The sequence below is a fragment of the Coleofasciculus sp. genome (assembly GCF_046565525.1).
GTDB lineage: Bacteria > Cyanobacteriota > Cyanobacteriia > Cyanobacteriales > Coleofasciculaceae > Coleofasciculus.
Map to the genome: position 1 here is coordinate 1 of NZ_JBKHUP010000018.1, position 25,016 is coordinate 25,016.

At 47.0% G+C, this 25,016-nt stretch carries 24 protein-coding genes; 10 read left to right on the plus strand and 14 right to left on the minus strand.

The window, feature by feature from the left end; all coding sequences use genetic code 11:
- Window positions 1-276 precede the first annotated feature (276 nt).
- The 4 genes from ACLGGO_RS08755 (at window position 277) to ACLGGO_RS08770 (ending at window position 1,746) form a co-directional block, all read left to right on the plus strand.
- Window positions 277-750, plus strand: a complete 474-nt coding sequence (locus ACLGGO_RS08755; protein WP_446419009.1) for a helix-turn-helix domain-containing protein — start codon at window positions 277-279, stop codon at window positions 748-750.
- A 175-nt stretch (window positions 751-925) separates the two neighbouring features.
- The gene (locus ACLGGO_RS08760; protein ID WP_446338157.1) at window positions 926-1,270 is read left to right on the plus strand and encodes a hypothetical protein; all 345 of its coding nucleotides are present in this window, start codon (window positions 926-928) and stop codon (window positions 1,268-1,270) included.
- An 82-nt stretch (window positions 1,271-1,352) separates the two neighbouring features.
- Entirely contained in the window at window positions 1,353-1,571 is a 219-nt protein-coding gene (locus ACLGGO_RS08765; RefSeq protein WP_446419010.1) for a hypothetical protein, read from the plus strand.
- On the plus strand, window positions 1,546-1,746 hold the full coding sequence (locus tag ACLGGO_RS08770; RefSeq protein ID WP_446419011.1) for a hypothetical protein: 201 nt from the start codon (window positions 1,546-1,548) through the stop codon (window positions 1,744-1,746). The genes ACLGGO_RS08765 and ACLGGO_RS08770 overlap by 26 nt, the downstream gene beginning before the upstream one ends.
- Before the next feature lie 64 nt (window positions 1,747-1,810).
- Here the strand turns inward: ACLGGO_RS08770 and ACLGGO_RS08775 are convergent, their stop codons facing one another.
- The 4 genes from ACLGGO_RS08775 to ACLGGO_RS08790 form a co-directional block, all read right to left on the minus strand.
- A complete protein-coding gene (locus ACLGGO_RS08775) occupies window positions 1,811-3,580 on the minus strand; it encodes a peptidoglycan D,D-transpeptidase FtsI family protein (RefSeq protein WP_446419012.1) in 1,770 nt (589 codons plus the stop codon).
- A gap of 114 nt (window positions 3,581-3,694) precedes the next feature.
- The gene (locus ACLGGO_RS08780) at window positions 3,695-4,210 is read right to left on the minus strand and encodes a hypothetical protein (protein WP_446419013.1); all 516 of its coding nucleotides are present in this window, start codon (window positions 4,208-4,210) and stop codon (window positions 3,695-3,697) included.
- A 200-nt stretch (window positions 4,211-4,410) separates the two neighbouring features.
- Entirely contained in the window at window positions 4,411-6,570 is a 2,160-nt protein-coding gene (locus ACLGGO_RS08785; protein ID WP_446419014.1) for a GAF domain-containing sensor histidine kinase, read from the minus strand.
- A gap of 284 nt (window positions 6,571-6,854) precedes the next feature.
- The gene (locus ACLGGO_RS08790) at window positions 6,855-8,087 is read right to left on the minus strand and encodes an RNA-guided endonuclease InsQ/TnpB family protein (protein WP_446338162.1); all 1,233 of its coding nucleotides are present in this window, start codon (window positions 8,085-8,087) and stop codon (window positions 6,855-6,857) included.
- 253 nt (window positions 8,088-8,340) lie between these two features.
- On the opposite strand from ACLGGO_RS08790, the gene ACLGGO_RS08795 reads away from it, so the two are divergent.
- Both ACLGGO_RS08795 and ACLGGO_RS08800 read left to right on the plus strand, forming a co-directional pair.
- The gene (locus ACLGGO_RS08795) at window positions 8,341-8,499 is read left to right on the plus strand and encodes a hypothetical protein (protein ID WP_446419015.1); all 159 of its coding nucleotides are present in this window, start codon (window positions 8,341-8,343) and stop codon (window positions 8,497-8,499) included.
- 156 nt (window positions 8,500-8,655) lie between these two features.
- Window positions 8,656-10,371 carry a glycosyltransferase family 39 protein gene (locus tag ACLGGO_RS08800; RefSeq protein ID WP_446419016.1) on the plus strand — a complete coding sequence of 572 codons (1,716 nt, stop codon included), beginning with the start codon at window positions 8,656-8,658 and terminating at the stop codon, window positions 10,369-10,371.
- Window positions 10,372-10,530: 159 nt separating this feature from the next.
- Here ACLGGO_RS08800 and ACLGGO_RS08805 read toward each other — a convergent pair whose 3' ends face one another.
- From ACLGGO_RS08805 to psb27, 6 genes are all read right to left on the minus strand, one after another.
- A complete protein-coding gene (locus tag ACLGGO_RS08805; RefSeq protein ID WP_446338165.1) occupies window positions 10,531-11,514 on the minus strand; it encodes a heme o synthase in 984 nt (327 codons plus the stop codon).
- Between the two features lie 164 nt (window positions 11,515-11,678).
- Window positions 11,679-12,614, minus strand: coding sequence for a COX15/CtaA family protein (locus tag ACLGGO_RS08810; protein WP_446338166.1), 936 nt, complete (start codon window positions 12,612-12,614; stop codon window positions 11,679-11,681).
- Window positions 12,615-12,701: 87 nt separating this feature from the next.
- Entirely contained in the window at window positions 12,702-13,865 is a 1,164-nt protein-coding gene (locus ACLGGO_RS08815) for an RRXRR domain-containing protein (protein WP_446419017.1), read from the minus strand.
- Between the two features lie 485 nt (window positions 13,866-14,350).
- Window positions 14,351-15,592 carry a response regulator gene (locus tag ACLGGO_RS08820; RefSeq protein ID WP_446419018.1) on the minus strand — a complete coding sequence of 414 codons (1,242 nt, stop codon included), beginning with the start codon at window positions 15,590-15,592 and terminating at the stop codon, window positions 14,351-14,353.
- Window positions 15,593-15,668: 76 nt separating this feature from the next.
- Window positions 15,669-17,150 carry a family 10 glycosylhydrolase gene (locus ACLGGO_RS08825; protein WP_446336696.1) on the minus strand — a complete coding sequence of 494 codons (1,482 nt, stop codon included), beginning with the start codon at window positions 17,148-17,150 and terminating at the stop codon, window positions 15,669-15,671.
- Between the two features lie 284 nt (window positions 17,151-17,434).
- The gene (gene psb27 / locus ACLGGO_RS08830; RefSeq protein WP_446419019.1) at window positions 17,435-17,833 is read right to left on the minus strand and encodes a photosystem II protein Psb27; all 399 of its coding nucleotides are present in this window, start codon (window positions 17,831-17,833) and stop codon (window positions 17,435-17,437) included.
- A gap of 254 nt (window positions 17,834-18,087) precedes the next feature.
- On the opposite strand from psb27, the gene ACLGGO_RS08835 reads away from it, so the two are divergent.
- Window positions 18,088-18,279: a hypothetical protein gene (locus ACLGGO_RS08835; RefSeq protein WP_446419020.1), complete on the plus strand. Its 192-nt coding sequence runs from the start codon at window positions 18,088-18,090 to the stop codon at window positions 18,277-18,279.
- Between the two features lie 135 nt (window positions 18,280-18,414).
- On the opposite strand, the gene pstB is transcribed toward ACLGGO_RS08835, so the two are convergent.
- From pstB to pstS, 4 genes are all read right to left on the minus strand, one after another.
- Complete coding sequence (gene pstB, locus ACLGGO_RS08840) at window positions 18,415-19,224, minus strand: phosphate ABC transporter ATP-binding protein PstB (RefSeq protein ID WP_446419065.1); 810 nt, start codon at window positions 19,222-19,224, stop codon at window positions 18,415-18,417.
- Window positions 19,225-19,373: 149 nt separating this feature from the next.
- Window positions 19,374-20,285, minus strand: a complete 912-nt coding sequence (pstA, locus tag ACLGGO_RS08845) for a phosphate ABC transporter permease PstA (RefSeq protein WP_446419021.1) — start codon at window positions 20,283-20,285, stop codon at window positions 19,374-19,376.
- 127 nt (window positions 20,286-20,412) lie between these two features.
- Window positions 20,413-21,363, minus strand: a complete 951-nt coding sequence (gene pstC / locus ACLGGO_RS08850; protein ID WP_446419022.1) for a phosphate ABC transporter permease subunit PstC — start codon at window positions 21,361-21,363, stop codon at window positions 20,413-20,415.
- A gap of 208 nt (window positions 21,364-21,571) precedes the next feature.
- The gene (pstS, locus tag ACLGGO_RS08855) at window positions 21,572-22,708 is read right to left on the minus strand and encodes a phosphate ABC transporter substrate-binding protein PstS (protein ID WP_446419023.1); all 1,137 of its coding nucleotides are present in this window, start codon (window positions 22,706-22,708) and stop codon (window positions 21,572-21,574) included.
- A gap of 240 nt (window positions 22,709-22,948) precedes the next feature.
- On the opposite strand from pstS, the gene ACLGGO_RS08860 reads away from it, so the two are divergent.
- The 3 genes from ACLGGO_RS08860 to ACLGGO_RS08870 are packed head-to-tail and all read left to right on the plus strand — an operon-like array spanning window position 22,949 to window position 24,991.
- Window positions 22,949-23,191 carry a hypothetical protein gene (locus ACLGGO_RS08860; RefSeq protein ID WP_446419024.1) on the plus strand — a complete coding sequence of 81 codons (243 nt, stop codon included), beginning with the start codon at window positions 22,949-22,951 and terminating at the stop codon, window positions 23,189-23,191.
- A gap of 49 nt (window positions 23,192-23,240) precedes the next feature.
- On the plus strand, window positions 23,241-24,377 hold the full coding sequence (gene bioB, locus ACLGGO_RS08865; protein WP_446419025.1) for a biotin synthase BioB: 1,137 nt from the start codon (window positions 23,241-23,243) through the stop codon (window positions 24,375-24,377).
- A gap of 29 nt (window positions 24,378-24,406) precedes the next feature.
- Window positions 24,407-24,991 carry a biotin transporter BioY gene (locus tag ACLGGO_RS08870; protein ID WP_446337846.1) on the plus strand — a complete coding sequence of 195 codons (585 nt, stop codon included), beginning with the start codon at window positions 24,407-24,409 and terminating at the stop codon, window positions 24,989-24,991.
- Window positions 24,992-25,016 lie beyond the last annotated feature (25 nt).

The window sequence follows — 25,016 nt, forward strand, 5'->3', positions numbered from 1 at the left end:
TTGGGTAAGACTCTGGCTCCACCCCTAATAATCAAGGCAACCTTTTCACTCACAAGGGTGAACCTGAATCCTTACATACACTCAATTTATATTTTCTTCTATGGCTTCTAGTGCATCATGGCAGGAAGAAGCGATCGCACGCCCCAATCTTCTGGCATCCTAGAGATGATTACCTGTCCCCTAGAACAGCTTCATGCCCCTTTCCCACTTCACCAAAAAAGAAATCCCGCCAGCATCTCAACCCACAGACGTTGATTGGTGTAGAGGTTTTGCAGCATGAAGCCAGATAGCAAGTACCAGCCACTCTGGGCATTTCTGCAAGAGAGTAATCAAGATGAAGTCATTCTCACCTTTGCAGAAATTGAGGAACTCATGAATGACACCTTACCCGACTCAGCACGGAAAAAACGGGCATGGTGGAGCAATCGCAGCAAAGGCGCACTGCAAGCAAATGCCTGGATGGAAGCCGGATATCGAGTTGAGGATGTTGATTTGGAGCAGCAACGGGTAACATTTCGTCAACCTACCGCTAAACCTAAAGTTCAGCGCGTGGGTGACACTGTGCTGTGGAACGCTCAACTCATCAAAGCACTGCGCCGCCACATGGGTTTGACACAGGCAGAGTTTGCTCAAAAGCTTGGAGTGTATCAGCAAACGGTTAGCCAGTGGGAAAATAGCGCTTATGAGCCGACTCTCGCTACATCGAAATATCTAACTTTAATCGCTCAACAAGCTGGATTCGAGTACTGAGAGGAAAGCTAGAGGTTCAGAATATTTTTCAACGGATGTATTGACATTTTACAATGTAAGTTTTACTATAACAAAATACAATCTACATTGTATTTAAGGGTAAATCCTTACTGCGGCTCACCCAAAGTCCTCTCCGTTTTCAAGAGACGGCAACATCTACCCCAACAGTGAAATCATGCAACGCATACGCCATCACATCAACCCCAAAACCTTCGTTATCACCCTTGGGCAAATCGCCAAACTCCTGAGAATCCCCCAAGAGCGCATTCTCAACTGGGAAAAATGGCATAACGTCCTCTGGGTACATATCAAAGGAATCGGTGGTTACTTCGTCAGTTATCGCCAGATTGAACAGTGGATTGCCGCTTGTCGCACGCTTATACGCTACTGTCCCAATCTAAATGCCCTCGATCGCCTATGGCAATCAATCTGTATTGAAGCCCAACGCTATACACCAGAGGCATTATCCCGACTCGAAATAATCCACCAGCAGCGATATGTCTATTTATCCAACCGCTAACAAATCCCAAATCACAAGCCAGCACCAAGTTTGCGACGCTTCCTGCCGACTTGTGACTACCCCGTAAACGGAGACTTTTTCTATGTTAAAACCAAACTGTCCCCCTGGTGAACTCACCTACCAGCAAGGCTATCAACAAGCGTTAGAAGATTTCGAGATCGCGCCTCTGTTCACCCACCTTTCTACCTACTCTGACGCTGACTTTGACGCTACTTGGATGAACCTGACCCAATCGGAACTCGACAGAGAAAGCCGCTATCCTTGGAGGAAATCCGATGAGAAGTCCCCGTCCAATCACTGAACGTGAACAAGCCTTAATTGATCTCTACGGCTACTGTCAACTGGGAATGACGCCGCAACAATTCTACACCAAATGGCAGGTGAATCATGAAACCATCGCCTTTATCTGCGATCGTTCCATGTCTACTAGGGTTTGCTGCACAAGTGAAGAAACCCTGACCCATCAAGGTGATTAGCCAGTCCGCGCAGGCGGACTTTGTTTGTGTAGCAGCGATTTTAATCGCCGTGGCAAAATGACAGTCATTCTGTCGCTATTGTTGGCTGACTTGGCGGAATCTGCTCGATCCCAATTAATACTTCCATGACTGACTTAACAATCGGTGCAGCTACCGTAGAGCCAAAGGCATTTCCCTTCGGTTCATCCACCACCGCCATCACCACATAACGAGGAGAATCCACACTTAAAATTCCCACAAAGCTGGTAATTTTGGCATTAGTAAAATACCCCCCCGTGGGACTGGCTTTCTGAGCTGTTCCCGTCTTTCCCGCCACTCGATACCCTGGAATGTCAGCCGTTTTTCCCGTTCCTTCGCTAACTACTGTTTCCATCATTTCCAGAACGTTCTGGCAAGTGGCGGGCGAGAAGATGGGGCGGGGCGCACTCAGACGTGGTTGCCAATAAAGCTGACCTTGACTATCAAAAAGTCCCTGTACAACATGAGGCACAACCAACTTACCCCCATTAGCTAACGTAGCATGGAGTTGAACAAGCTGAAGCGGCGTTAGGGAAAAGCCTTGACCAAACGCTGTTGTTGCTGGTTCGATCGGGGAACTGGTAAACTTTTGCTGGTTTTTGAGCTGTCCGGCGGTTTCAAATGGCAAATCTGTTTCCAGTTTCTGTCCCAATCCCAATCGTTCTAACCAACCATAATAAACCTCCGGCTTCATTTGTTGCATCATCCGCACCATTCCCACGTTACTGGAATGTTGCAGGATTTGGGCGGGATCGATCATGCCACGAGCTTGTTTATCATAGTTAGAAATGGGCCACCGACCGATCTGAATCGAACCTGTATCGTTGAATACCTGATCCGGACGAACTGCGCCAGATTCCAGCGCGATCGCTACATTCAAAGGCTTAAACGTGGAACCCGGTTCATACAAATCTGCCAATGCCCAATTTTTAAACAAACTAATGTCAGAGGTATAGAATTGGTTCGGGTTATAGGTTGGTTCTGACACCAACGCTAACAAGGAACCATCCCGGGCATCCATAACAATTACAGTACCTCGTTTGGCATTAAATTCCTTAATTTTTTGCTTGAGCGCAGAACGTGCCGCACGTTGTAAGCGACTATCTAGGGTCAGTTGCAACCGCAGATCATCAGAGTGGAGAAATCCTTCTGGAATATGATCAGGCATCAATGTTCCATTACCCGACCGACTCATTCGCAGCGTGCGAACTTCTCGTTCTAACAATTTTTCCTGAGAATACTCAATTCCTGCCTGACCTTGATGATCAACGTTGACATACCCGACCACATCGGCTGCTAACTCTTGCTGAGGATAAAGGCGAGAATATTTAGGAATCAGTTCAATCCCATCCAAACTTAATTGAGCGATTTTGTTAGCCACATCTTCAGTTAATGAACCGCCAACTCGAATTCCCGTATTTTTTTTGTTAAATAGCATTTCCAAATCCGCAGACGACTTATCCAGGATTGGCGCTATCTGAGTGGCTATATTTTGTTTAGGCAGTTTAAACAGTTTGGGATGAACATAAAGGGTATAGACTCGCCGATCCACCGCCAAAACATTCCCATTACGGTCAACAATTGGACGACGGGGAATAAACGGACGCATATAAATCATCTGCTGTTGCCGTGCTTTTTCTTCCAAGCTGGGAGAGATAACGACTTGCAGCCGATATAGATTAAATAAAAGCCCAAAACTCCCTGCCATCATGATTGCCCAAATTAACAGCAATCTAAACCCAGGACGTTGAAAAAGTTTTGACCCTTCCCTAGGCTCAAGGGCATGGTTTGGACCCTTCGCTTTGCTTAAGGGCATGGTTTTAATTTTTGAGTTCTGCATTCGATTACTCATCTTGCCCAACTAAAGTTTAGAGATTAGCTAGGCACAATAAATATATTATCCCCCCTGTCGCCCTATCCCCCTGCAACCTTAGTATCCCAAAGGAGTCTTTGCCAAAGTTTCTGGCTCAGGCTTCTGATTCGGAGATTCCCGGAATTGGCGCTGAGGTGCCGGAGGGAGCAAAATGGTATTGGCGGTAGTGGGTGTCACCAAACCTGTAGCTGGGCGTTCCGCTTGTTGAGCGAGTTGATCTTTGATGATTTCATTCGTCGTTGTCAGGTCACGTTCATTGCGTTGTAGTGTTCCCAATTTCCGGTATTCTTGCGTCCACTGCTGCTGGGTATATACAGTCCAGGAATAAATGGTTAGTGTGGCAATGCCTAGGATCAGGGTGATCACATCTGAACCGCGTTGCAGGATCATCAGCGATCGCAGCCAGCCTGGAGTCCGCTCTCGTGAGGTATTAAGCCGTTCTACTTTTTGCTGGCTGGTTCTAGGCTTCAGGGGGGACAAGTGGCTTGATCGAGATGAGCGCACCCTCGAGTGAACTGGAACTTGGCGAGAGGGACGACGTTGAACTGGAACTTGGCGAGAGACAGCATTCATAAGCTTATGGCAGATATTTGCATTTTGAGTTTTGTGTAGGAGCAGGCTTTACTATTATCATTTTTTACCTCACAAAGGATGCGACTCGTGAGAGTTCCAACCGATTTTTGAGTGCAAGAGTCTTGGCTATTGACTATTGAGTGGGAAATTTCTTTTATGTTTTCCCATCTCCCCCATCTCCCCTATCTTCCAAATCTCCCCTATCTTTCCTGTAAACTCGCTTGGGCGACTTCCCGTGAAAAATCAGAAGCCGGATCGGGGGATTGAGAGGACGAGGGACTCGATTGGATAGCATGAGGATGACGCACTGGGATTTGCAAAATAAACTCAGTCCCTTGACCGGGTTGCGATCGCACGTCTAATTGACCCTGGTGTTGGTTGACAATGGTTTGATAGCTCACGGTTAAACCCAAACCTCGACCTTCTCCAACGGCTTTGGTTGTGAAAAATGGCTCAAAGATACTCGATAGAATGTCTGGATTAATCCCTGAACCATTGTCAGCTATACTAATTTGTACCCGATCCTCCTCTGCGGAAGGGATGCTGGGTAGCCATTGCGTTCGCAGGGTAATTATTTTATCAGAATTAGGCGAACGATCGAGCGCTTCAATGGCATTTGTCAGAAGATTAAGAAATACCTGATTGATGGGCTTAGGGTAACATTCAACATGGGGGAGGTTATCGTAATGCCGCTCTATCTTGATCCTGTTGACAAATTGGTTGTGCAGGATTAATAATGTGTTTTCCAAAGCGGCGTTGATATCGATCAGTTTCAACGAGGCTTCGTTGTGCCGCGAAAATCTCTGTAATAACTGTACGATTTCCTGGATTCGCTGGGTTCCCGATTCCATGGATTGCAAAATTTTTGGTAAGTCCTTGCTTAAAAAATCAATTTCTACCTCCTCTAAGATGTTTTCGAGTGTCGGTGAGGGATTGGGATATTCAGTTTGGTAGGCTTGCACTAAGCGCAGCAAGTCATTGACATAATTTTCTAGGTAAGGAATATTGCCATAGATGAAACTGATGGGATTATTAATTTCATGAGCCACCCCAGCGACCATTCTGCCTAAACTGGACATTTTTTCACTCTGAATCAGTTGGACTTGGGTGAGTCGCAGTTCTTCAATCATTTCTGCCAGTTTTTGGGCTTGCATGGCATTATGTGCCGCTTGTTGCTGGGTGCGGGTATATAAATATGCCTGTTGTAGAGAAATTGCTAGCTGATCGGCAACAGCTTGTGCTAGTTCTTGATCGTGTTTTGACCAATAGCGAATGTAAGCACATTGATTGAGATACAAAATGGCATAGAGTTTTCCATGGGCTTGCACCGGAACCACTAATGAGGATTTGATTTGGGCATGTTGGTACTCTTGGTTGTTTACATCAATCCGCTCATCTTGGGTTACATCAGGAATCACTACAGCCTGTCGGTGCTGAATAATCCACTGTGTAATCGGGCCATGGGGATTGAATGTATCCTTGCAAGGGGCAAAGGGTTGGCGATACACCTCATAGAGATGGTTCTGGTGTAATGAATCGCTGTTATTCTTGGTGATTGGGGTTTCTCGGTTGACAGATGGTACATCTGAAGTCTGGTAATCCTCCACTAAATGCACCAAGCATCGATCCACTGCCAACGCTGAGCACATCTGGGTAATTGCTTCCGTTAATATGGTCTGGGGGTCAAAACTCTGGCGAGTTTGGCTAGTAATATGATTAACGAGCTGCTCCCGAATGGCTTGGTTCTGGGTTTGTTCATAGAGTTGGGCTTGACGGATTCCAATTTCTAAGGATTCTGCTATCGACTCTAAAAATTGAATTTCTGGAGTTGCCCAAAACCGGGGTTGTTCACAAAGACAAGCAATAAATCCAATTCCGTTTTCTTTACCTGTGACGGGAATAAATAAGTTTGCCTTATAGCCCCAGAGGGGGAGATAGGGGACGAGTGATGGGGGATTGGCAGGGGATTTCTGTAAAAGCCGTTGAATTCTCCATCGTAGTCCTGTGGGTGTCAAGTGCGCTGTTCCGTGATTAACGATCCGTTTCCCTTCTGCGATCGCCCGTGCTAGAGTGCCAAAATATTCCAATGGATACTCTCCCAAATATGAAGGCTGATGCTCATGCTGACGGCGTTCGCAGACAATCTCAACTTGCCCTCGTTCTTCCCAATACCAGAAAAAACTACAACAATCAAGTCGAAGCAACGCCGCAATTTCGTCTACGGCTGTTTGCACAACAACTTGCAATTCCAGGGAATTACGGATACGATCAACGATTTTTTGGGTTAGTGCTGCTTGCCTTGGGGGATACTTGATCCAAGCTTGGATCGATTGAAAAGCGTGATAAAAATTAGAAAACACAATGCATTCCTTAAACAATCCTCCGCACCCACCTTGACGGCTTGTCCTGATTTTATAGGCTAAACCGCAAAAAAACCCTATATTAACAATTATGCAGCTAATTTAGTCATACTACGTAATTCTTCAGAATTTATCTGAATCATAAGTAACATTCCGACAACTAGGTCAGGTAAGCGGGTGAATGTCATTCCAGCCTATCTTGGCATCTTCCTTCACTCTCAAGGCAAGTAAAGCGGCGTGTAAGCGCAGTGTAGCGAAGTGCCACCCTTATCGGTTAGAATAAACTACCCAGACCTGCTATCGCAGAGGTCTGGGTTTTCAGTAGCCCTGAAGTCATCAAACAAGTTAAGCTGAACGTATCTGGGAGTTCTGTTTAACTTGCACGATAACCCCGTGCCTCCAGGCTGGTTTATAGACAGCCCCACAAGTGCAATATTATTGGCTCCATTAAAGTCGGCATCCCCATGCCAACCACAATGACCACACCTGAAAGTCTTGCCACTGCGATAAGACTTTCCCTTTACAGGGTGAATGTGTAGGCAGTTGTGACACATTTGGGAGGTATAGGCAGGGGGGATTGGGGTAACTCGAATCCCAGCAGAAGGTGCTTTGTACTCAATAAACATTCGCAGTTGATAAAATGCCCACGAATTTGAGCGTCGCCGCTCTGTCTTGTTTCTCGGCTGCTGGTTAGTTCTGTCCCTGATGCCTGTTAGGTCTTCTATGGCAATTGATGCACTCAGTTCAACTGCCCGTTTGACCACTGACTTAGAAATGTTGTGATTGAGCCATTGCTGATAGCGCTTTTCCCTCCCCGACAGCCGTTTCAAGATTTCTCGACATCTACGCCGAGTCGTCCTTGTGCCTTTCGGGGCACTCTTCTGGAGAGACGCCCTAATCTTGGAAAACTTGTCTCTAACTTCCTGGATACCCGTACCGTCCCACTTTTTTCCTTCCGAGGTAACCGCAATGTCGCGGCGTCCTAGGTCGATACCAATTACTTTATCGGTATCCTTTGGGTCGGGTGCGCCATCCTTAATCTGAATATGCAGGTAGAACTGACAGTCACGGTGCTTGCACAGTTGAGCTGAGGTAGGGTTCCTTCCTTTGAGTTTTCCTCTTTGGTAGTTGCCTACCTTCAACTCAATCCGTTCTCTGCCGTGAATGGTGGCAAGGCTTACCGTCCAGTCTTTCTGTGTGAACCGAAACAAGTCCTTATCACAGTCCATGCTGCTTGGGTGAAACCCTTTAACAGGCTTGCCTTTGTGCAAGGCTACCTTTCGGTTAGCCGCTACTCTTGCACAAGCTCTGACTGCCATGTTTGCCACCAAATTAAATTCGCTTTTGATGGTTTGATAAGTCAGAGATTGGATAGCAATTTTGTTGGTCAGCTTTGGGTTTGTATGTGTGTTCACATAGTTGCAAGCATCCGCAAACGCCTGAAGGGTTGCCTCTAATTTAGCCACTTGTTCAGGAGAGGGTTGGAGCTTTACAACTATCGTGAGAACTTGTTTCATGGCTAAGATTATACCACTCACCTAGCGGGAAATAATGGGAAATACGAAAGGACATTGAGTCCTCGTATTTCCCGCTCTCCCCCTGCGGCTTACCTCCACTTCGTCAAGGTTGAAGCCGTAGCCCCTCGCAATCCCGGTGGGTTGATTCTAGCTGGATTAAGGAAAAAAACAAGTAGTCGTGTTAAAACTATAAAGTTATAGTAAGCTAACATAACGTCTAATTTGACGAAGACCTTAACAAAAGGGGGAGTGTATGACTAAAAAATTACTGAGTTTGCTGCTGGTGTTGGCTTTGGGAGCTACTTTGGGTGCTTGCCAAAATGAAGCAGGCTTAGACGATACTGAACCAGTAGAGGGTGGAGAAGCCATAGAGGAACCCGTTGAGTCTCCTACTGAGTCTCCTGCTGAGTAGCCTAGCCACAGAGGAATAGCGATCGCCCATAGATCGCCCTATCCCTAAAGCTTGAAAGTATTTCTTAAGCCAAAGTGCGATATCGAGACATTCTTGTCAGGTATCGCTTTTTGTTTTCAACCTTGGCACCAGCTTCTTTGCCATAGAGCATCAACCATGAACTCTAAACAACAACGTTGGTTGCACTTAGGGCTACTCATGTTATGGATAGCTCTGGGTACAATCCTGCGCTTGAGTCGTCTTTTGTCTCTACCCCCGTGGACAGATGAATGTGCCACGATGGTCTTTAGTTTAGGTAACAGTTTTCAAACCGTGCCACTGAATCAGTGGATTGGTGCGGATGTCTTGCTCTCTCCTTTGTCGCCTATAGTTGATGCAGATATTAGTTCAGTTGTCAACCATTTAATCCAAGAAAGTACCCATCCACCCATTTATTTTTTCCTAACCCATTGGTGGATAAAGTTCTTTCCCACCGATGACGGATTGGTATCATTATGGGGGGCGCGATCGCTCTCAGCATTGTTGGGAATTGCGGTTATTCCTAGCCTATTCGGTTTGGGGTATCTGGCGTTTGGTTCTCGGTTAGTCGGTCAAATCGCCACCGCAATGATGGCGGTTTCACCTTATGGGATTTTTCTCGCCCAAGATGCACGTCACTACACCTTGGCGATTTTATGGGTGATTGCGTCTTTATCCTGTTTAGTCATGGCGATTCAAGCCATCCACCGTCATCAGCCGTTATCTGTTGGCATGGGATTAGTTTGGGTGGGTGTCAATAGTTTGGGAATCGCCACTCATTATTTTTTCAGCTTAACCCTATGCGCTCAAGGGGTTGTGCTGTTGACGCAGGCTTGGCAACAGGGAAGGAAAGATCCTCAGAGTTTGACGCGATCGCATTGGCGGCGTATCTATGGGGTTTCGGTAGGGACGCTTATCGGCTGTTTAGTCTGGCTACCTGCTTTATACAGTATCTACGGTAGCGAACCCACCGCCTGGATAGCTGACGGGGATCTAACCGGTGAATGGTTAGCACCCATCGGGCGGCTGTTAATATGGGGGCTGAGTATGATCCTGTTGCTTCCTACCGCCACAACTATTTTGCCGATTGGGATTATAGTCTTGTCTGGTATAGTGACGGTTTTATTTACCGTTAGCCTGATACCGAAACTTAGTAATGGCTGGAAACTTCAACAGCATTTTCCCGATCCCCGTTTAGCCTTGCAGGTTTTCAGGGTATATTTAGTGAGTGCGATTGCCTTAGTCTTTGGCATCACCTACGGTTTAGGTATGGACTTAACCCTAGGGGCACGGTTTCAGTTTTTTTACTTTCCGGCTGTAATCTTGGTATTCGCCGGGATACTCGCTGGAGTTTGGCAGCAGGAAACGTTCGATCCAGCTTCTGAGATAAAGCATAGCAAAGCAATTGTGGCAATGATTTGGCTAATGGGATTAATCGGAGGATTTACTGCAATTGGGAATTTAGGATACTTACAAAATCACCGTCCTGATTTACTTGCACCCGTAATTCAAGACGCTTCTCAATCTCCCGTATTCATTGCCACCACTCACAAGCATCATGGACAAACCGGACGACTGATGGGGTTAGCTTGGGAATTTAAACAGTTATCGGATAGGAATGGTTCTGTTCAATTCTTCCTAGCCGATCGCGATCCCCAAAAGAGAACCTATACAGACGCGATCGCACTCTTGCAAAAAACGTTAACTGAACTGTCACGCCCCTTCGATTTATGGTTAGTGGATTTTCGGACTAAGGTTGATTTAGACGCGCAGCATTGTTTTCGGGATCGGTTATCTGGGTCATGGGCTGGTGAATATAAATATAAACTTTATCGTTGTTTGGCAGAAAAATAAAATAATGGGGTTTTCAAGTTAGTGGGATACCTTATTTTATTCCTCATCCCTGATTAATGTACTGTCCGATTTTTTAGGGCTTCTTCTCGTATCTCACCAACCCGTTCAGGTAGTAGAGACGTTCCGGCGGAACGTCTCTACCACAGTTTTTTATTCCCATTAAACCGGAAACGGCAAAAACGGGATAGAACTCACCAAAGTTTGTAAATTGTCAGCTAAAGCTGTCGAGAGTTGCTGGGTGATCGGTAAACTATCAACCACGATGCCAGTACACAAAAGCATCATGTACAGAATAGAGTATTTAAACAGTCCTCGAGCCAGTTGGTTACTGGTTGGGTTTTGTAATAACTGCCACGCTTTTTGCAGAAAAATACTCCCCAACAACAGCGCGATCGCGCCATAAACGACACCCGATACCCCCAACGGATAAATGAATAACAGCGACGCGGGGACAACTAACAACGTGTAAACCCAGATTTGACGGGTTGTAGACTCTTCACCTGCTACTACGGGTAACATGGGAATTCCGACTTTGGCGTAATCCTCGCGAATCATCAAAGCCAGCGCCCAGAAATGGGGAGGAGTCCACAAAAAGACGACAGCAAACAGTAACCAGGCGGGTAAACTCAACTCTCCCGTCACCGCCGCCCAACCCACCAGCGCTGGAATCGCACCTGCTGCACCGCCAATCACGATGTTCTGGGGTGTATGGCGTTTGAGTAAGTGGGTGTAAATCCCCATGTAGAAGACAATGCCCGACATTGCCAATAATGCAGCTAGAAGATTGGCAAATACAACCAATAGGGTAAACGATGCCGAGGCTAAAGCGATCGCAAATAACAAGGCATCACGAGTCTGTATCCGCCCTGAGGGAATCGGACGGTTACGGGTGCGTAGCATCTCATAATCGATATCACGATCATAAATGCAGTTGAGGGCTTGAGCCGAAGCAGCGGCTAAGGTTCCTCCAAGCAGGGTAATGAGTAGCAAAAAGGGATCAACTTGCCCCTCAGATGCCATCCACATCCCGGCGGCTGTCGTAATCAACAGCAGGGGAATGATACGAGGTTTTGTGAGTTGGTAGTAGCTCTGAATCACTTGCCGAACGTTGTCATGTTGACGGGATACAGTTGTCCCAATCATTGAACACCAATTCCTTTTTGTTGAAACACTACGTACACTTTGACACAATCGTCACTTTTATGCTGTAGGGGCATAAGGGAGCGGGGGGCATTGGTGACGGGGAGACGAGATGGGCCAGATGAAGGAGTTAACTCAAAACCTCAAAACTCAAGACTTCCCCAATGCTATAGGCTGGAGTTTGCCACGGCTAGCCCAGTGGTGCGATCGCGTAATGCCAAAACGGTAAAGACAAGCAAATCTCCTAGTAATGCCGCACCTACGGCTTGATGGGACACGGTTAGGGGTTCAACCTGTAGGTGTAACCAGAACGTCGCCACTCCCAGAAGAATCTGTAAAATGACTAATCCACCAGCCAGATTGGCTAACTGTCGCAACAGGGGATGGAGGGCAGGTGTGCGCCATGCCACAATGACAAGAGTCAAGGTGGCTAACGTAGCTGGGACTACACCCGCAATGTGACTATTCATCACGGTGCAAAGTTGAGAAGCGCCAAAGCATTGATGTAATGCCCAACGGGAAGCAACCAAACCCCCCAACAAGCTTTGTAAGTAAACCAAAATAGCTGCCGTCAAACCCAGCCACGGTAAGGGTCCAGCCGCTCCTGTACCCTTGTAAGGCATGAGGGCTGTACCAATAATCAGTAAGGTTGAGAAAAACAACAAGGCTGTACCCAAGTGAGCCGTCACAATATCAAACCGTAACAGTTCGGTAACCGTTAAGCCACCCAAGACGCCTTGAAACACAATTAAACCAAAGGCAAACGTTGTTGCCCAAGGCAGCCACTTGGGTAAAAAACGGCGATCCCACCACGACAAACCCATTAGGGCGATCGTACTGACGCCAATTAATGCAGCATCGAGGCGATGGAACCATTCCAAAAAGACTTGAAAATTCATTTGCTGACTTGGCACTAACTGTCCGTAGCACAGGGGCCAATCGGGACAAGCGAGTCCAGCATTCATCACCCGCGTCGCACTTCCTACTGCCATCAACAGCAATGTAGCGATCGCGATTTTCCAAACAAGGCGGCGGTTACGATCCCTGGCTTGGGAGCGATCGGGGGACTTAATCGTATGTTGATGAAGGACGGATTCAGTCATAGCACTCATCATAAACCTCGTGAGACTCCAGGTTCAGCGTTCGCTTGCGTGCGCGTAGCGCGTAAGCAACCTGGAGGGGGATAGAGGTCAAACCGCTCCACTCAACGTGGACAAGTTTGACAATCCAGTTGAAGGCACAACGATTAAACCTGTGCTTCGCTGCAACAACTGGACTTTTTTAGCAGTAAACTGCCCAATTCGTTTCCAATGGCAATTAGACACAGAAATCTGTGTTTGGGTATCTCCGGAACACCAGCCTGTATAAACTTTTCCAGCTTTTTCAGCAATTACCTTATCACCTTTTCTGATTCCGTGACGAGTGATTGTACCGCCATACTTGCGTCGCTTACCACCCTTTGATGGAGCGCACAAGTGTAATTGTCTGCGGACCATAGGTGGTCTACGAATTGTCGCAAACGGCGCGGGTGTGATTCGGACATCACCTTCCCAGTTTCCATGTTTGTTGGAACCGGAATACCACTCTTGCCATTGGACAAACTCAAACGATGCCAAGCTCACCCCATCAACCGCATGGGTTTCGGGGACTTGGGATGACTTGTTCTTGTCTTTAGACAGCCCTAACCATTTTCTTAATTGGCTAGTTCCATTACCATCGCGCTGCCATCCTTGGTGAGTTTTAACCGGAGCCAACTCGGAGAGCCACTTTAAGACCTTCCGCTGACCTACCATTACCGGAGAAAAACCAACACCAGAACGAGCTGCTCGCCTACCACGGGTTCGATCCACATCAGCCATGACCAACTCGTAATGAATTGAACTGATGGGGAATAGCTTAAACAACTCCTTGATAACTCGAAACTCCAACTGTTTGTTGGCTCTAATTGAAGGAGGCAGTTTAGCCTGTTTGCGGTTATCAAACCTTTTTTGACGGTGACAACGTTTGTTGTAAGGAATTTTGCGATTGATTCGCCGTCCCCGTCTTGAACGGCGCATAGCTTGCCGTAACTCCATTCGGTCTTTGACTGTTTTGAACGGCAGAATCAAATGCGCCATCCATAAGGTAGCACGACTTGATTGAACTCCGATTCCCGAATAGAGTTTTCCTGGATCTAACCCCACAGCAATAGGCTGCAAATCTTTTCCGGATTCAACGCTCAATTGCACCGCAAAGCATTCAATGTCGTTGTGTACGATTTTGGCTTTTCCTTCTTTCAACCAACGTCTAGCTCTACTAGCTTTGGTTGGCATTAAGGGTTTGCCTGATTTTGATAAAACTGGTACTCGTAACATGGATATAATCCTCTGGTGTAGAGACACGCCATGGCGTGTCTGTACGAAGTACATAGTCCCTTCCCGCCATCTCAACGAAGATGTCCTGACTCAACAGCGACTCGACAAAAAGCCTTAGAGATAATCCGAACTAGGGAGGTATCCGGAAGTCTGTGCCACGCTGAGACGATGGTGCGGTATTCGACAGTTTAAATCGCTATTTGTCTAGCAATCCCTGACTTCAACGAAGTAAGTCAGGGTTGTGAATCTCTCCAATGAACTACTCACACGATAACGCGCCAGCACCTAATCTGGGTGAGGAGGGGATGGGGGATATGGGGAAGTGTTGAGTGTTGAGTGTGTAGGGGTGGGTTTCACTACTATCAATTCTGCATCCAGATGTGAATAAACCCGCCCCGACTGAGTGTTGACCCTTCGCCCTTGCTCAAGGGCATGGTTTTAAGTTAACGGCTTATCTCCCCCTGCTTCCCTGCTCTGTTGCACCTCTACTCTCCCTGTTTATCCGTCTTTGAAGTCAATAATGCCGGAATCGTGAAATAAAACGTTGTTCCTACGCCCAGAGATGATTCGACCCAAGTTTGCCCACCGTGATGTTCCACAATTTTCTGACAAATCGATAAACCAATCCCTGTTCCTGGATATTCTTCATTGGTATGTAAACGCTGGAACACCTTAAAAATTCGTTCAAAATATGCCGATTCTATGCCAATACCATTATCCTGAACCCTAAACACCCATTCATTAAACTCAGTGGGTTCTGGCGGAATCGGCGGCACAATAGCGGACTCATAACTTGATGGAGAACTTTTTTGGCGCAATTCTGCCGCAATTTTAATCTCTGGTGCCACCTCAGGGGAGCAAAATTTGAGGGCATTACTGATTAAGTTTTGAAACAGTTGTACCAGTTGGATGCCATCTGCCATGACAATAGGTAAATGTTCGCAGGTAATCACAGCACCCCGTTGTTGAATCACACTGTCTAAATTTGCCAAAACGGACTCGATCACCTGATTGCAGTCTGTTGGTTCAAACTCTGCCCCCTGAGTTTCAACTCGTGAATAGTTAAGCAAATCTTGAATCAGCTTTTCCATGCGATCGCCTGCCTCTAAAATCCGATTCATGTAATGATCAGCTTTGTCATCCAACAAACCCTGGTATTTTTGGCAAAAGAGCTGACCAAACGCCTTCATCGTTTGCAGGGGCGAGCGCAAATCATGAGAGGCAATGCGGGCAAATTCTTCCAAGTCTTGATTCGAGCGGATTAGCTCCCCGTTGAGTTGCTGAAGTTGTTGATTCTGTTGCTGCAATTGCCAATTTTGCTCCACAATTTGCTGTTGCTGGCAGACAATCGTCAGTTGGTTCTTCACCCGCGATAACACTTCTTGCACATGAAAGGGCTTGGTAATATAGTCTGATCCTCCCACCTCAAAGGCTTTTACCTTATCCCATTCATTATCCAACGCGCTCAAAAAAATAACGGGAATGTGCTGGGTTCGTTCATCGGATTTTAAGTGCTGACATAGTTGATACCCATCCATTTGAGGCATCATAATATCCAGCAAAATTAGCTGTGGCAGAGCCTTTTCGATACCCATTAATGCCATTTTTGCGCTAATAGCATTTCTCACCTTATATCCCGCCTCGCTTAGAGTTGTCGATAACAGACGCAAATTGTTGGGTTGATCATCGACAATCAAGACATAGCCGGGAGTTTTTAGGTTAGTCATGGTAAAGGGGTTGAGTCAGGTTCACTAAAATGTCAAAGCTAAACTCATGCTATTACACCGACTGAGGCTTGAAACTTTACTGTAGCCGACAGAACTTGCGATCGCGGTCAAATTCTGGATCTTGCCAGGAAAAGGCAAAATGACTCACGCTACTTATACCAGGAATTCGCTGACGGATTGCTTCCATCTGCTTTTCTAGAGAGGGGCGATTGCTGACAGATTTACCCCAGGTTCCGGCTAGGGCTGGTATTATTTTGGTATTCATCGGCGCCCGATCCACAACTCGTCGGACTAAGTTCTCAATGCAACCTGTGTGACCGCAAACGCCATAAGACATGGGATGCCACTCTAAAGTTGGGGCAAAATGATCCCAAGGCTGCAGTCGGGAATCATACCCTCCTTGACCAACAACTTGATTACCGTCGGGAAAAAATACAGCTCCGGCTTTGATTCCAGCACGCTGAGCGGGTAATGTCGCCATGGACAGAAAATCTAACACCCCTTGAGCTGCATGAGCAACGCTAAGCTGCCACAATTGCCAGTTTAGGGCGGCTGTACTATCTGCCTCGGAGGGCGATCGACCTTGCCACATCGGTGTGGGTTCGTTGGGATAGCGTATCTTGACTGATTCTACATCTTTCGTACTAATTGAACCATCCTGCACGTAGCGTTGAATCAGTTCGCGTCCTTGATTGTTGAGAGCGCGATTATATAAGGCTTGTTGGGAAGCTTCACTATATATCCATAAGTCTTTAACCTTAGTGGCAACCGAATCTGAGCCGCTACCACGAGGATAACGAATATAGTCAAATAACATACCATCAGGGCGACGTTTCGTCACTGCCTGAACCAGTTGGTAGTAATCCGTTTTAGCTTGATTATTATAGGGATCGATAAAGACTTGGGACTGGTCGTGAACAAAGGATAAACTGGTTTGACCTCGACCATTGCGAGCGAGGACACCTTGCCTATCCATACGCTGGGCATAAGTGTAACCGAAGTTCATCGAGAACATCCAAGCATCAACCCGCAATCCCCGTTCATGCCCTTTTTGAATAGTCTGGGCTAATAAATCCACACGTTCATATCCTGGTGTTCGCACGACTGGGGGCCAGGGGGTGGGGTTGTCTGAGGCGGGGAGCAAGACTTGACCATCAGAAAAGACTTCCACATAAACCTTGTTGTAGCCTCGATTTACGATACGGTCAAGAATCTCGTCAATCGCACCCGTGCGAACATCACAGGCATATAGGCGTAGCCATATCGCTTGATCTTGGGGGAAGGTGCGAGAGCGACATTGGCGCAAAACATCAGCATGTTGTTTGACGATGGCTTTATAGCGGTTATCAAAATCTGGGTTCCCTTTGATCGCACCCAGGCGAAGGCTTTCTTTTTGCGCGATCGCATCATCAGCAAATTGGCAATAAGCAGCCGTTTGAGCCTGCGCCGTTTTAGCCGCATAGCCCTGAGTGATGACACTACTTGTCAACAAAGCTGCAACCAGTGAGCGATAATAATATCGCCAATGCCATCCCCTAGGGACAAGACTGTTGGACATTCCTATAAAAACCACAAAAGAACGACAAGTCGGTGTCTTTAGTATTAACAGACGATCGAACGAATCGACAAATTATGCCATAAGGAGTGAACACATCTTTTGTATTGTTCCGGTGCGGAGGGGCATCCCGTGTCGTCAATAAAGCTCATCGCCTCCTAAGCAATAGCTGGATTGGATGAGAAGCCCACACTGCAAGCAGTCAGTGTGGGAGTATGTCACTTCTAAGCCTTGTGTCCTATTTCCGGATCATTGCACTTGGCTCCCCCTGCTCCCCTTAAATCAGGTTAAGCTCCACGTCTTATCGCTCGTTCCACCTGTCGGAATTCTTGATCTAGACGATCTTTGAGCTTCTGGGGTAAGGGACGATTGGGATAGGAGCTATAGTAACCTGCCAGAGAATTGAGGGCTGTTCTCATGGTGGAGAACGAACTTAGGTTAGCCACAGAGCTATCTCGACGATAGCGCGAAATATACTCATTAATGCTTTGACGCGCTTTTGACTGAGCCTCTGATTTATTAGGCGCATCGTCTGGTATTTCAATAGCCGCTCTCAAGGATTCTAAAGCGGTTAGAGTATCTTGGCTATAATTGCCAACCAAACCAGTACTGCTCGACGAACACCCCGTTAGCGAGATCGCAACCACGAGGACAAGGGCAACAAGACGGGATAAGTAGCGCTTCATAAGCATCATTCACAATAGACGAAATTTCAAGGTAAAATTGATCCTAACCCGGATTGGTGTCACATAGTTTTGAGTTTTGACCCTTCACGACCTTCGAGGGCATGGCTCGTGAGTTTTCAGTGTAAGGTAATGAGGAGAGCGAAGCATGAGTGAAGCGAAAACATCTGGAAAAGTGTCGTCACTGAGACGCTCACACTAGCTTTGTCATCTCAAAATATCGTATCCTTGCCAGAGATACTGGATGGGTGTTAACCATGGATTCAAAAACGAACGAAGTCAAACAAATGGCATCTCAATTACTCGCAGGTATGCTGGCTAATCCTCATATTTACACCACAATCAGTGATGAGGGACACCAAGGACAGCTAGAACAGAAACTGATCCTGATGGCGGTGGAGATGGCAGAGGACTTGATTGACAAGGCTGAAAGTCGTCATCCTTCATAAACCCCGTCCTACTTCTTGAGGGCGGGGATTCGCGCGAATTATGTTGAGTTAGCCGGAAACTGTCCAGTCGATTCAATCCCCTTGGGAACAGTATATCCCTAGGGTGAAGCGAGGATTTGTTGGGGACGATGGAACTTAACCGAATCGTCCGCTTACATAGTCTTTCGTGGCTTCCTCCTTGGGATTTTGGAAGATATTTTCAGTTTCGTCATACTCGACTAAGTACCCTTGCTTTCCGCCCTTTTCTGTGGCTTTGGCATTGAAGAAGGCGGTCATATCAGCAACCCTTGTGGCTTGCTGCATATTGTGGGTCACAATCACAATACTGTACTTTTGTTTCAGTTCGTGCATTAAATCTTCAACCTTAAGGGTTGAAATCGGGTCAAGAGAAGCACAAGGTTCGTCCATTAATACCACATCTGGGTTAATCGCGATCGCACGGGCAATACATAACCGTTGCTGTTGTCCCCCCGATAAAGACATTCCGTTGGTTTTTAGCTTATCTTTGACCTCATCCCATAAAGCTGCAGCGCGTAGGGAGTTTTCAACTAATTCATCTAGATTACCTTTATAGTTATTCACCCTGGCACCATAGGCAATATTGTCATAAATTGATTTGGGGAACGGGTTGGGTTTTTGGAACACCATACCAATCCGTCGCCGTACCTCTACCGGATCGACCTTTTTGTCATAAAGGTTTTTCTGGCGATAGTAAACTTTACCCTCAATGTGAAATGAATCAATTAAATCGTTGAGACGGTTGAAGCAGCGGATCAATGTGCTTTTACCACAACCCGAAGGACCGATAAAAGCCGTGATCCGGTTTTTGGGAATTGCTATAGACACCCCCTTAACCGCTAAAAATTTGCCATAGTAAATATCTAGGTTTTCCGTTCGTAAAACCGTTTCTGTTGATTGCTCATTGGCTTGATTTGGCTCGGACATTTTCCGATGAGATTCCATGATAATTTCCACTGATTTTTGAGTTGGCATCTTGTTCCAACAAGTAGGTTTTCTTTAGAACTTAGAACTTTATTGAACTTCAGATTTTATTCTATATAGGTCGGTTAATTTGATAATTCATAATCAATAAGTCAGTAAATGCTTTTCCGAGTTGCCCAGCGAGAAATTACACTGGTTAATAAGACCAAAGCCACCAGGATTAAAGAAGCCGCCCAAGCTAATTCTTGCTGATCCGAAAAAGGCGAGGTGGCAAAATTGTAAACTAACACAGCCAGGGAGGGAGTCGGTTGACATATCCCTGAGGGCCAGAAGAAGGTGAATAGAGCTGTGAAAATCAGCGGGGCTGTTTCGCCAGCGGCGCGAGCAACCGCCAAGGTAGTTCCCGTCAAGATGGCGGGTAAAGCGGCGGGTAGAACCACTCTCAATACGGTTTGATATTCCGAAGCTCCCACACCCACAGACGCCCAGCGCACGTCCTGAGGCACAATTTGCAGGGCTTCATCTGTGGTTCTGATGATGATCGGTAGCATTAGTACCGCCAGTGCTACGCCTCCGGCCAATGCAGAAAAGCTACCTGAACAGGGGATGAATCCAGGTCCAAGCACAATCAGCCCGTAAGCAAATATCCCGGCAATAATTGAAGGGACACCACTCAAAACATTAGTGGCAAAGCGAATCCAGCGAGCAATTGAACCCGAACTAAATTCTGACAGATAAACGGCGGCTAAAACCCCAATGGGAAAACTAATCAGCGCCCCAATCGCAATCACAATCAACGTACCGACAATCGCATTGCCCACACCACCACCGGATAAACCCGCCGCCGGGGGCAATTCCGTAAATAAGTCTAAGTTCAGGCGGTTAAATCCTTTGATGATCACATAGATAATAACGGCAAACAACGGAATCAGGGCAATAACTAGGCAAGCTCCGGCTAGGATAGTCATCACGATGCCAAACAGCGATCGCCCACTCGTGTATGAACGAGTAAAACTGTGAGTGGGAAAGTCTTCAGGTTGTTGATCTTGGATATTTTCTGACATAAAGTTTTCAAGTTTTGACGTTTTGACCCTTCGAGAGAGGGAACCTGGTTTTGAATGAACTTAAAATTCCCTTTGTGAAGACGTTCCACGCCTTACGTCTCTACTTTCCTGCTCCCACTATCTCACCTTAAAACTTCTTAACTTGGCGCACAATCAACTCCGCCAGAATATTAACGATTAGTGTTAAGACAAATAGCACGAACCCGGCATACATTAAAGCCGCAACCTGTAAACCTGAAGCTTCAGCAAATTGATTCGCTAAAAGGGAGGCGATGGTGTTGGCTGGAGCAAGTATAGAAAAATTAAGTTGATTGGCATTACCAATCAGCAAGGTCACTGCCATGGTTTCTCCCATCGCTCGACCTAGCCCTAACATTATGCCACCGACAATGCCCGAAAATGCAGCCGGAATCAGAACCCGAAAGATAGTTTGCCAGCGGGTGGCTCCCAAGCCCAGAGATGCTTGTCGCAGATCTGGAGGTAGAGACGCCAGGGAATCGCGAGAAATTGCCGTGATAATTGGCAAAATCATAATCGTTAAAATAATACCCGCCGGAAACATACCCACCCGTGTAGGCTCTGTACTAAACAGAGGAATCCAGCCGAAGTTGTTATGCAGCCACTCCTCAAGAGGAATCAGGACAGGAATCAAAACATAAATGCCCCATAGCCCGTAAACCACACTGGGAATCGCCGCTAACAGTTCCACCATAAACACCAGAGTCATCCGCGCTGATTTGGGCAGAAAGTTTTCGCTCAAAAACACAGCGGTACCAATTCCCAGAGGTACAGCAAACAGCAGTGCGATCGCGGCACTCATCAGCGTCCCGTAGATCATGGGTAACGCCCCATAATTGTCTTCTACGGGGTTCCAGGCGCTGTTGACCAGAAAATTCAGACCAAATTCCCGGATCGCGGGCAAGGCTTCTATGCCCACTGTGATCGCGATGAAGATTAAAATTCCCGCAACTGACAGCGCCAAGATGCGAGCCAGCCAGACAAACCCCCGGTCCAGAGTCTTTTCAACCCTCGACCGTTCGGGGAGTACTGCTGAATGGGATTCAGCTTGTGTGGTCATAATTGATCAAAGTGAACCAAGTTATCAGAATTTCCACAATACCAGCGAACAGTTCAAACGTAGCATCTGAGGAAGGTAGAGTTTTATGTAGGGGCGGGTTTAACTGTTATCTTTTCTTGTTTACCCTGATGGCACTAAACCCGCCCCAACGAGTGGAATAATTGTGAATAAACTCACAACTGCCTCATCTCCCTCAGGTCGCGTAATCCTATTGCCTAACGTCAATGTCATAATCTGGGCTAATCACATCAGCCGCTTCTGCCACTTTTTCCCTCACATTTTGCGGTAGCTTCACATACCCTAACTCTGGGGCAATTTCTTGACCTTCAGTCAACATATACTCAATTGTTGCTTCTAAAGATTTCGCCGTCTCCGGCTCAGGATAGTCCTGGTAAGCCAAAAGCCAAGTATAGGTGACAATGGGGTAGGATTCCTCGCCTTCGGGATCGGAAATAAATGCCCGCAGGTTTTCTGGCAAAGTCACAGCTTCTAACGTTTTTGACGCCGATTCATCAGTAGGCTTGACAAAATTCCCCGATTGGTTTTCCAAGGCAGCATAGTTGAGGTTATTCTGCTTGGCGTAGCCGTATTCGACATAGCCAATTGCACCGTCTGTTTGTTGAATCTGAGCCGTAACCCCTTCATTTCCCTTTGCCCCAATCCCGGTGGGCCACTCGACGGTTTTGCCTTCCCCAACTTGCTCTTGCCACTCTGGACTAATCGCACTCAGGTGTTTGGTAAAGACGCCTGTGGTTCCACTGCCGTCGGAACGGTGAATCACGTTAATCTTTTCATCGGGCAACTCTACACCCTCGTTTGCCGCCGCAATTGCTGGATCATTCCAGTTGGTAATGTTACCGAGGAGAATATCCACATAGACATCCCGTGGCAGTTGCAGGTTTTCTATCCCATTCAGGTTGTATGCCAGTACGATACTACCAGCCGTCATCGGCAGCATGAGAACGCCTCTATCAACTTGCTCTATTTCTTCGTCCTTCATGGCAACATCACTGGCGCCGAAGTCTACCGTACCTTGGAGAAACTGTTCCACACCAGCGCCACTACCGACGGATTGATAGTTGACCCGGAGTTTGGGATATTGAGTGCTGAGTTCTTGAAACCAGCGCTGGTATATCGGGGCGGGAAACGATGCACCAGCACCAGTGAGCGCTACAGGTTCAGCCAGGGCGAGTTTGTCGCTTCCCTCACCTGCGACACCTGTTTGATCGGTCTCTCCCGTGTCAGTGCTTTGATTTCCGCACGCCGCTAGGCTGACGGCTAGAGCGAGTACAGAAACGGAGCGGACTAAACGAGCTGGATTAATGAAAGCGAGACGGAACACCATTTAACTAAGCCTCAAAGACAATTACACTACGGTAAGTCTCTTGTAGGATACCCCTCATTCGTAAAGAGAAGGTTAACGGGTTTCAATTGAATTTCTGTAGGGGTTTGGTGCCAAAACCCCTAGTATTAATTATCCGTTGACGCTCTCCCTCCTAGAAGAAGGGAGATTCTATGGAAATTTCGTTCCATATATCCCGGTAAACGGGTTCCCAGGCACACGATATTCGCCATCTAGGGCATCGTGTTATCTCCTAACACCCTGTCGATTCAGGGCTGGGCGTTTCAAACCTTTGCGGTTTGGGTTCCGCCGAGTCCCGGCGTACCTGATAAGTTGACTTCGACTTTGCAGCCGCAAGCCAACTGCATTGTATCATACTATCCTGGGGTGTTTATCCGGATAAAAGCCGTCCTAGAAGGACGGGGCTTCAGACCCTTTATTTCCGGTAAGACAGAATTGGTGCAGCATGTCGGATATACGGTATAGTGTGAAGTTGCGGTTCTATCGGTTGTGACATCACGACCAAGCCGTCGAAGTGCAAAGCGAGGGTTTAAGTGTGGTTCAAACGCCATTACGACAGTCTGACAATTCACTCCATCCGGATGGGGCAAATTCCCCAGCCTCAGCGCCAAGCTCAGTGCGAGATTGGCTCGCCTCTGTCGCCCAACGGATCATAGCAGGCGATCGCATCAATCGAGAGGAAGCGTTGAAACTGACGCAGATAGAGGGACAAGACAATATTCTGCTCCTATGTGAAGCGGCTGATCAAGTGCGCCAAGCTTGCTGTGGCAACACTGTGGATTTATGCAGTATCGTTAACATTAAATCCGGTAGCTGCTCAGAAAACTGCGGTTTTTGCGCCCAGTCTGCCCATCATCCCGGAAAGGATTCTCCCATTTACGGACTCAAATCCCCAGAGGAAATACTGGCACAAGCGAAAGCAGCAGATGCAGCAGGGGCAAAACGTTTTTGCCTAGTGAGTCAAGGGCGTGGACCCAAATATCAATCCCCCAAATCTACAGAATTTGAGCAAATTCTCCAAACCGTCCAGCGTATTATTAGCGAAACCAGTATTAAACCCTGTTGTGCTTTAGGCGAAGTGACACCAGAACAGGCACAGGCATTAAAAGAGGCAGGAGTCACCCGATATAACCATAACTTAGAGGCATCGGAGAACTTTTTCCCAGAAATTGTCACAACTCATCGTTGGCGCGATCGCGTCGAGACGATTAAACACCTAAAAGCAGCAGGAATTCAAGCTTGTACGGGTGGCATTTTGGGGATGGGGGAAACCTGGGCGGATCGGGTGGATTTAGCCCTAGCCTTGCGGGAATTAGAGGTGGAATCTGTACCCTTGAACTTGCTGAATCCGCGTCAAGGAACTCCTTTGGCAGAACAGAATAAACTTGATCCATACGAAGCCCTAAAAGCGATCGCGATTTTCCGGCTGATTTTACCCGAACAAATCATTCGCTATGCTGGCGGACGAGAAGCGGTGATGGGCGAACTCCAAGCCCTTGGATTAAAAGCTGGGATTAATGCTATGTTAATTGGTCATTATCTAACTACTCTAGGACAGCCGCCAGAACAGGATCATGCCATGTTAGAGTCATTAGGATTAACGGGAGGCGAAGCACCGATTCCCGGAGAGCATCAATCCCAGACAGTATAGAGGGGGAGTTTAAAACGATTCGCGTAAAAGTGTCTGCTCCCCATGAACTCGTTTGGGCTTTCATTGGCTTATTACTGACTATCGGCGGCACATTTTTAGAAGCCTTCGTGACAAATCCGCCCTGGGATTGGTCAAACCAAGGAATTCAGCCTGTTTCCTTAGGCGTTACCTGTCAGATTGGGGCAGTTCTACTGGTTGGTTGTTTAGGCGGAAAAAATGCAGGTGTCCTGTCTCAAATTGCTTATCTGGTCTTAGGCTTAATTTTACCCGTCTTTGACCAAGGTGGGGGTATAGGCTATTTAAGAGAACCCAGTTTTGGGTATTTATTAGGATTTATTGCCGGGGCTTGGGTTTGTGGTTTTTTGGCATTTCGTCTGCCTTTGCGATTAGAATCGCTAGGGTTTAGCTGCCTTGGCGGCTTATTTACGATTCATATTTATGGTCTAGGCTATTTAACCATTTTCCATCTTATTTTTAATATGACAAGTATGGATGGTTTGTCGCTTATGGATGCGATGTTGAAATACTCGCTTTACCCTTTACCAGGACATTTAGTGATTGTTTGCGCGGTTACAGTTGTGGCGTATACCCTGCGGCATTTATTGTTTTATTAATCATTTCATGATTTTATGCTCAAGG

Bases quoted from the DNA above. Each gene is read 5' to 3' on its own strand.
- ACLGGO_RS08760 (WP_446338157.1), top strand. From the start codon at position 926: ATGCAACGCATACGCCATCACATCAACCCCAAAACCTTCGTTATCACC.
- ACLGGO_RS08775 (WP_446419012.1), bottom strand. From the start codon at position 3,580: ATGCCCTTAAGCAAAGCGAAGGGTCCAAACCATGCCCTTGAGCCTAGG.
- ACLGGO_RS08755 (WP_446419009.1), top strand. From the start codon at position 277: ATGAAGCCAGATAGCAAGTACCAGCCACTCTGGGCATTTCTGCAAGAG.
- ACLGGO_RS08825 (WP_446336696.1), bottom strand. From the start codon at position 17,150: ATGTCCAACAGTCTTGTCCCTAGGGGATGGCATTGGCGATATTATTAT.
- ACLGGO_RS08790 (WP_446338162.1), bottom strand. From the start codon at position 8,087: ATGAAACAAGTTCTCACGATAGTTGTAAAGCTCCAACCCTCTCCTGAA.
- ACLGGO_RS08795 (WP_446419015.1), top strand. From the start codon at position 8,341: ATGACTAAAAAATTACTGAGTTTGCTGCTGGTGTTGGCTTTGGGAGCT.
- ACLGGO_RS08780 (WP_446419013.1), bottom strand. From the start codon at position 4,210: ATGAATGCTGTCTCTCGCCAAGTTCCAGTTCAACGTCGTCCCTCTCGC.
- ACLGGO_RS08815 (WP_446419017.1), bottom strand. From the start codon at position 13,865: ATGTTACGAGTACCAGTTTTATCAAAATCAGGCAAACCCTTAATGCCA.
- psb27 (WP_446419019.1), bottom strand. From the start codon at position 17,833: ATGAAGCGCTACTTATCCCGTCTTGTTGCCCTTGTCCTCGTGGTTGCG.
- pstC (WP_446419022.1), bottom strand. From the start codon at position 21,363: ATGACCACACAAGCTGAATCCCATTCAGCAGTACTCCCCGAACGGTCG.
- ACLGGO_RS08820 (WP_446419018.1), bottom strand. From the start codon at position 15,592: ATGACTAACCTAAAAACTCCCGGCTATGTCTTGATTGTCGATGATCAA.
- ACLGGO_RS08765 (WP_446419010.1), top strand. From the start codon at position 1,353: ATGTTAAAACCAAACTGTCCCCCTGGTGAACTCACCTACCAGCAAGGC.
- pstB (WP_446419065.1), bottom strand. From the start codon at position 19,224: ATGTCCGAGCCAAATCAAGCCAATGAGCAATCAACAGAAACGGTTTTA.
- ACLGGO_RS08805 (WP_446338165.1), bottom strand. From the start codon at position 11,514: ATGATTGGGACAACTGTATCCCGTCAACATGACAACGTTCGGCAAGTG.
- ACLGGO_RS08770 (WP_446419011.1), top strand. From the start codon at position 1,546: ATGAGAAGTCCCCGTCCAATCACTGAACGTGAACAAGCCTTAATTGAT.
- pstS (WP_446419023.1), bottom strand. From the start codon at position 22,708: ATGGTGTTCCGTCTCGCTTTCATTAATCCAGCTCGTTTAGTCCGCTCC.
- ACLGGO_RS08835 (WP_446419020.1), top strand. From the start codon at position 18,088: ATGGATTCAAAAACGAACGAAGTCAAACAAATGGCATCTCAATTACTC.
- pstA (WP_446419021.1), bottom strand. From the start codon at position 20,285: ATGTCAGAAAATATCCAAGATCAACAACCTGAAGACTTTCCCACTCAC.
- ACLGGO_RS08800 (WP_446419016.1), top strand. From the start codon at position 8,656: ATGAACTCTAAACAACAACGTTGGTTGCACTTAGGGCTACTCATGTTA.
- ACLGGO_RS08810 (WP_446338166.1), bottom strand. From the start codon at position 12,614: ATGACTGAATCCGTCCTTCATCAACATACGATTAAGTCCCCCGATCGC.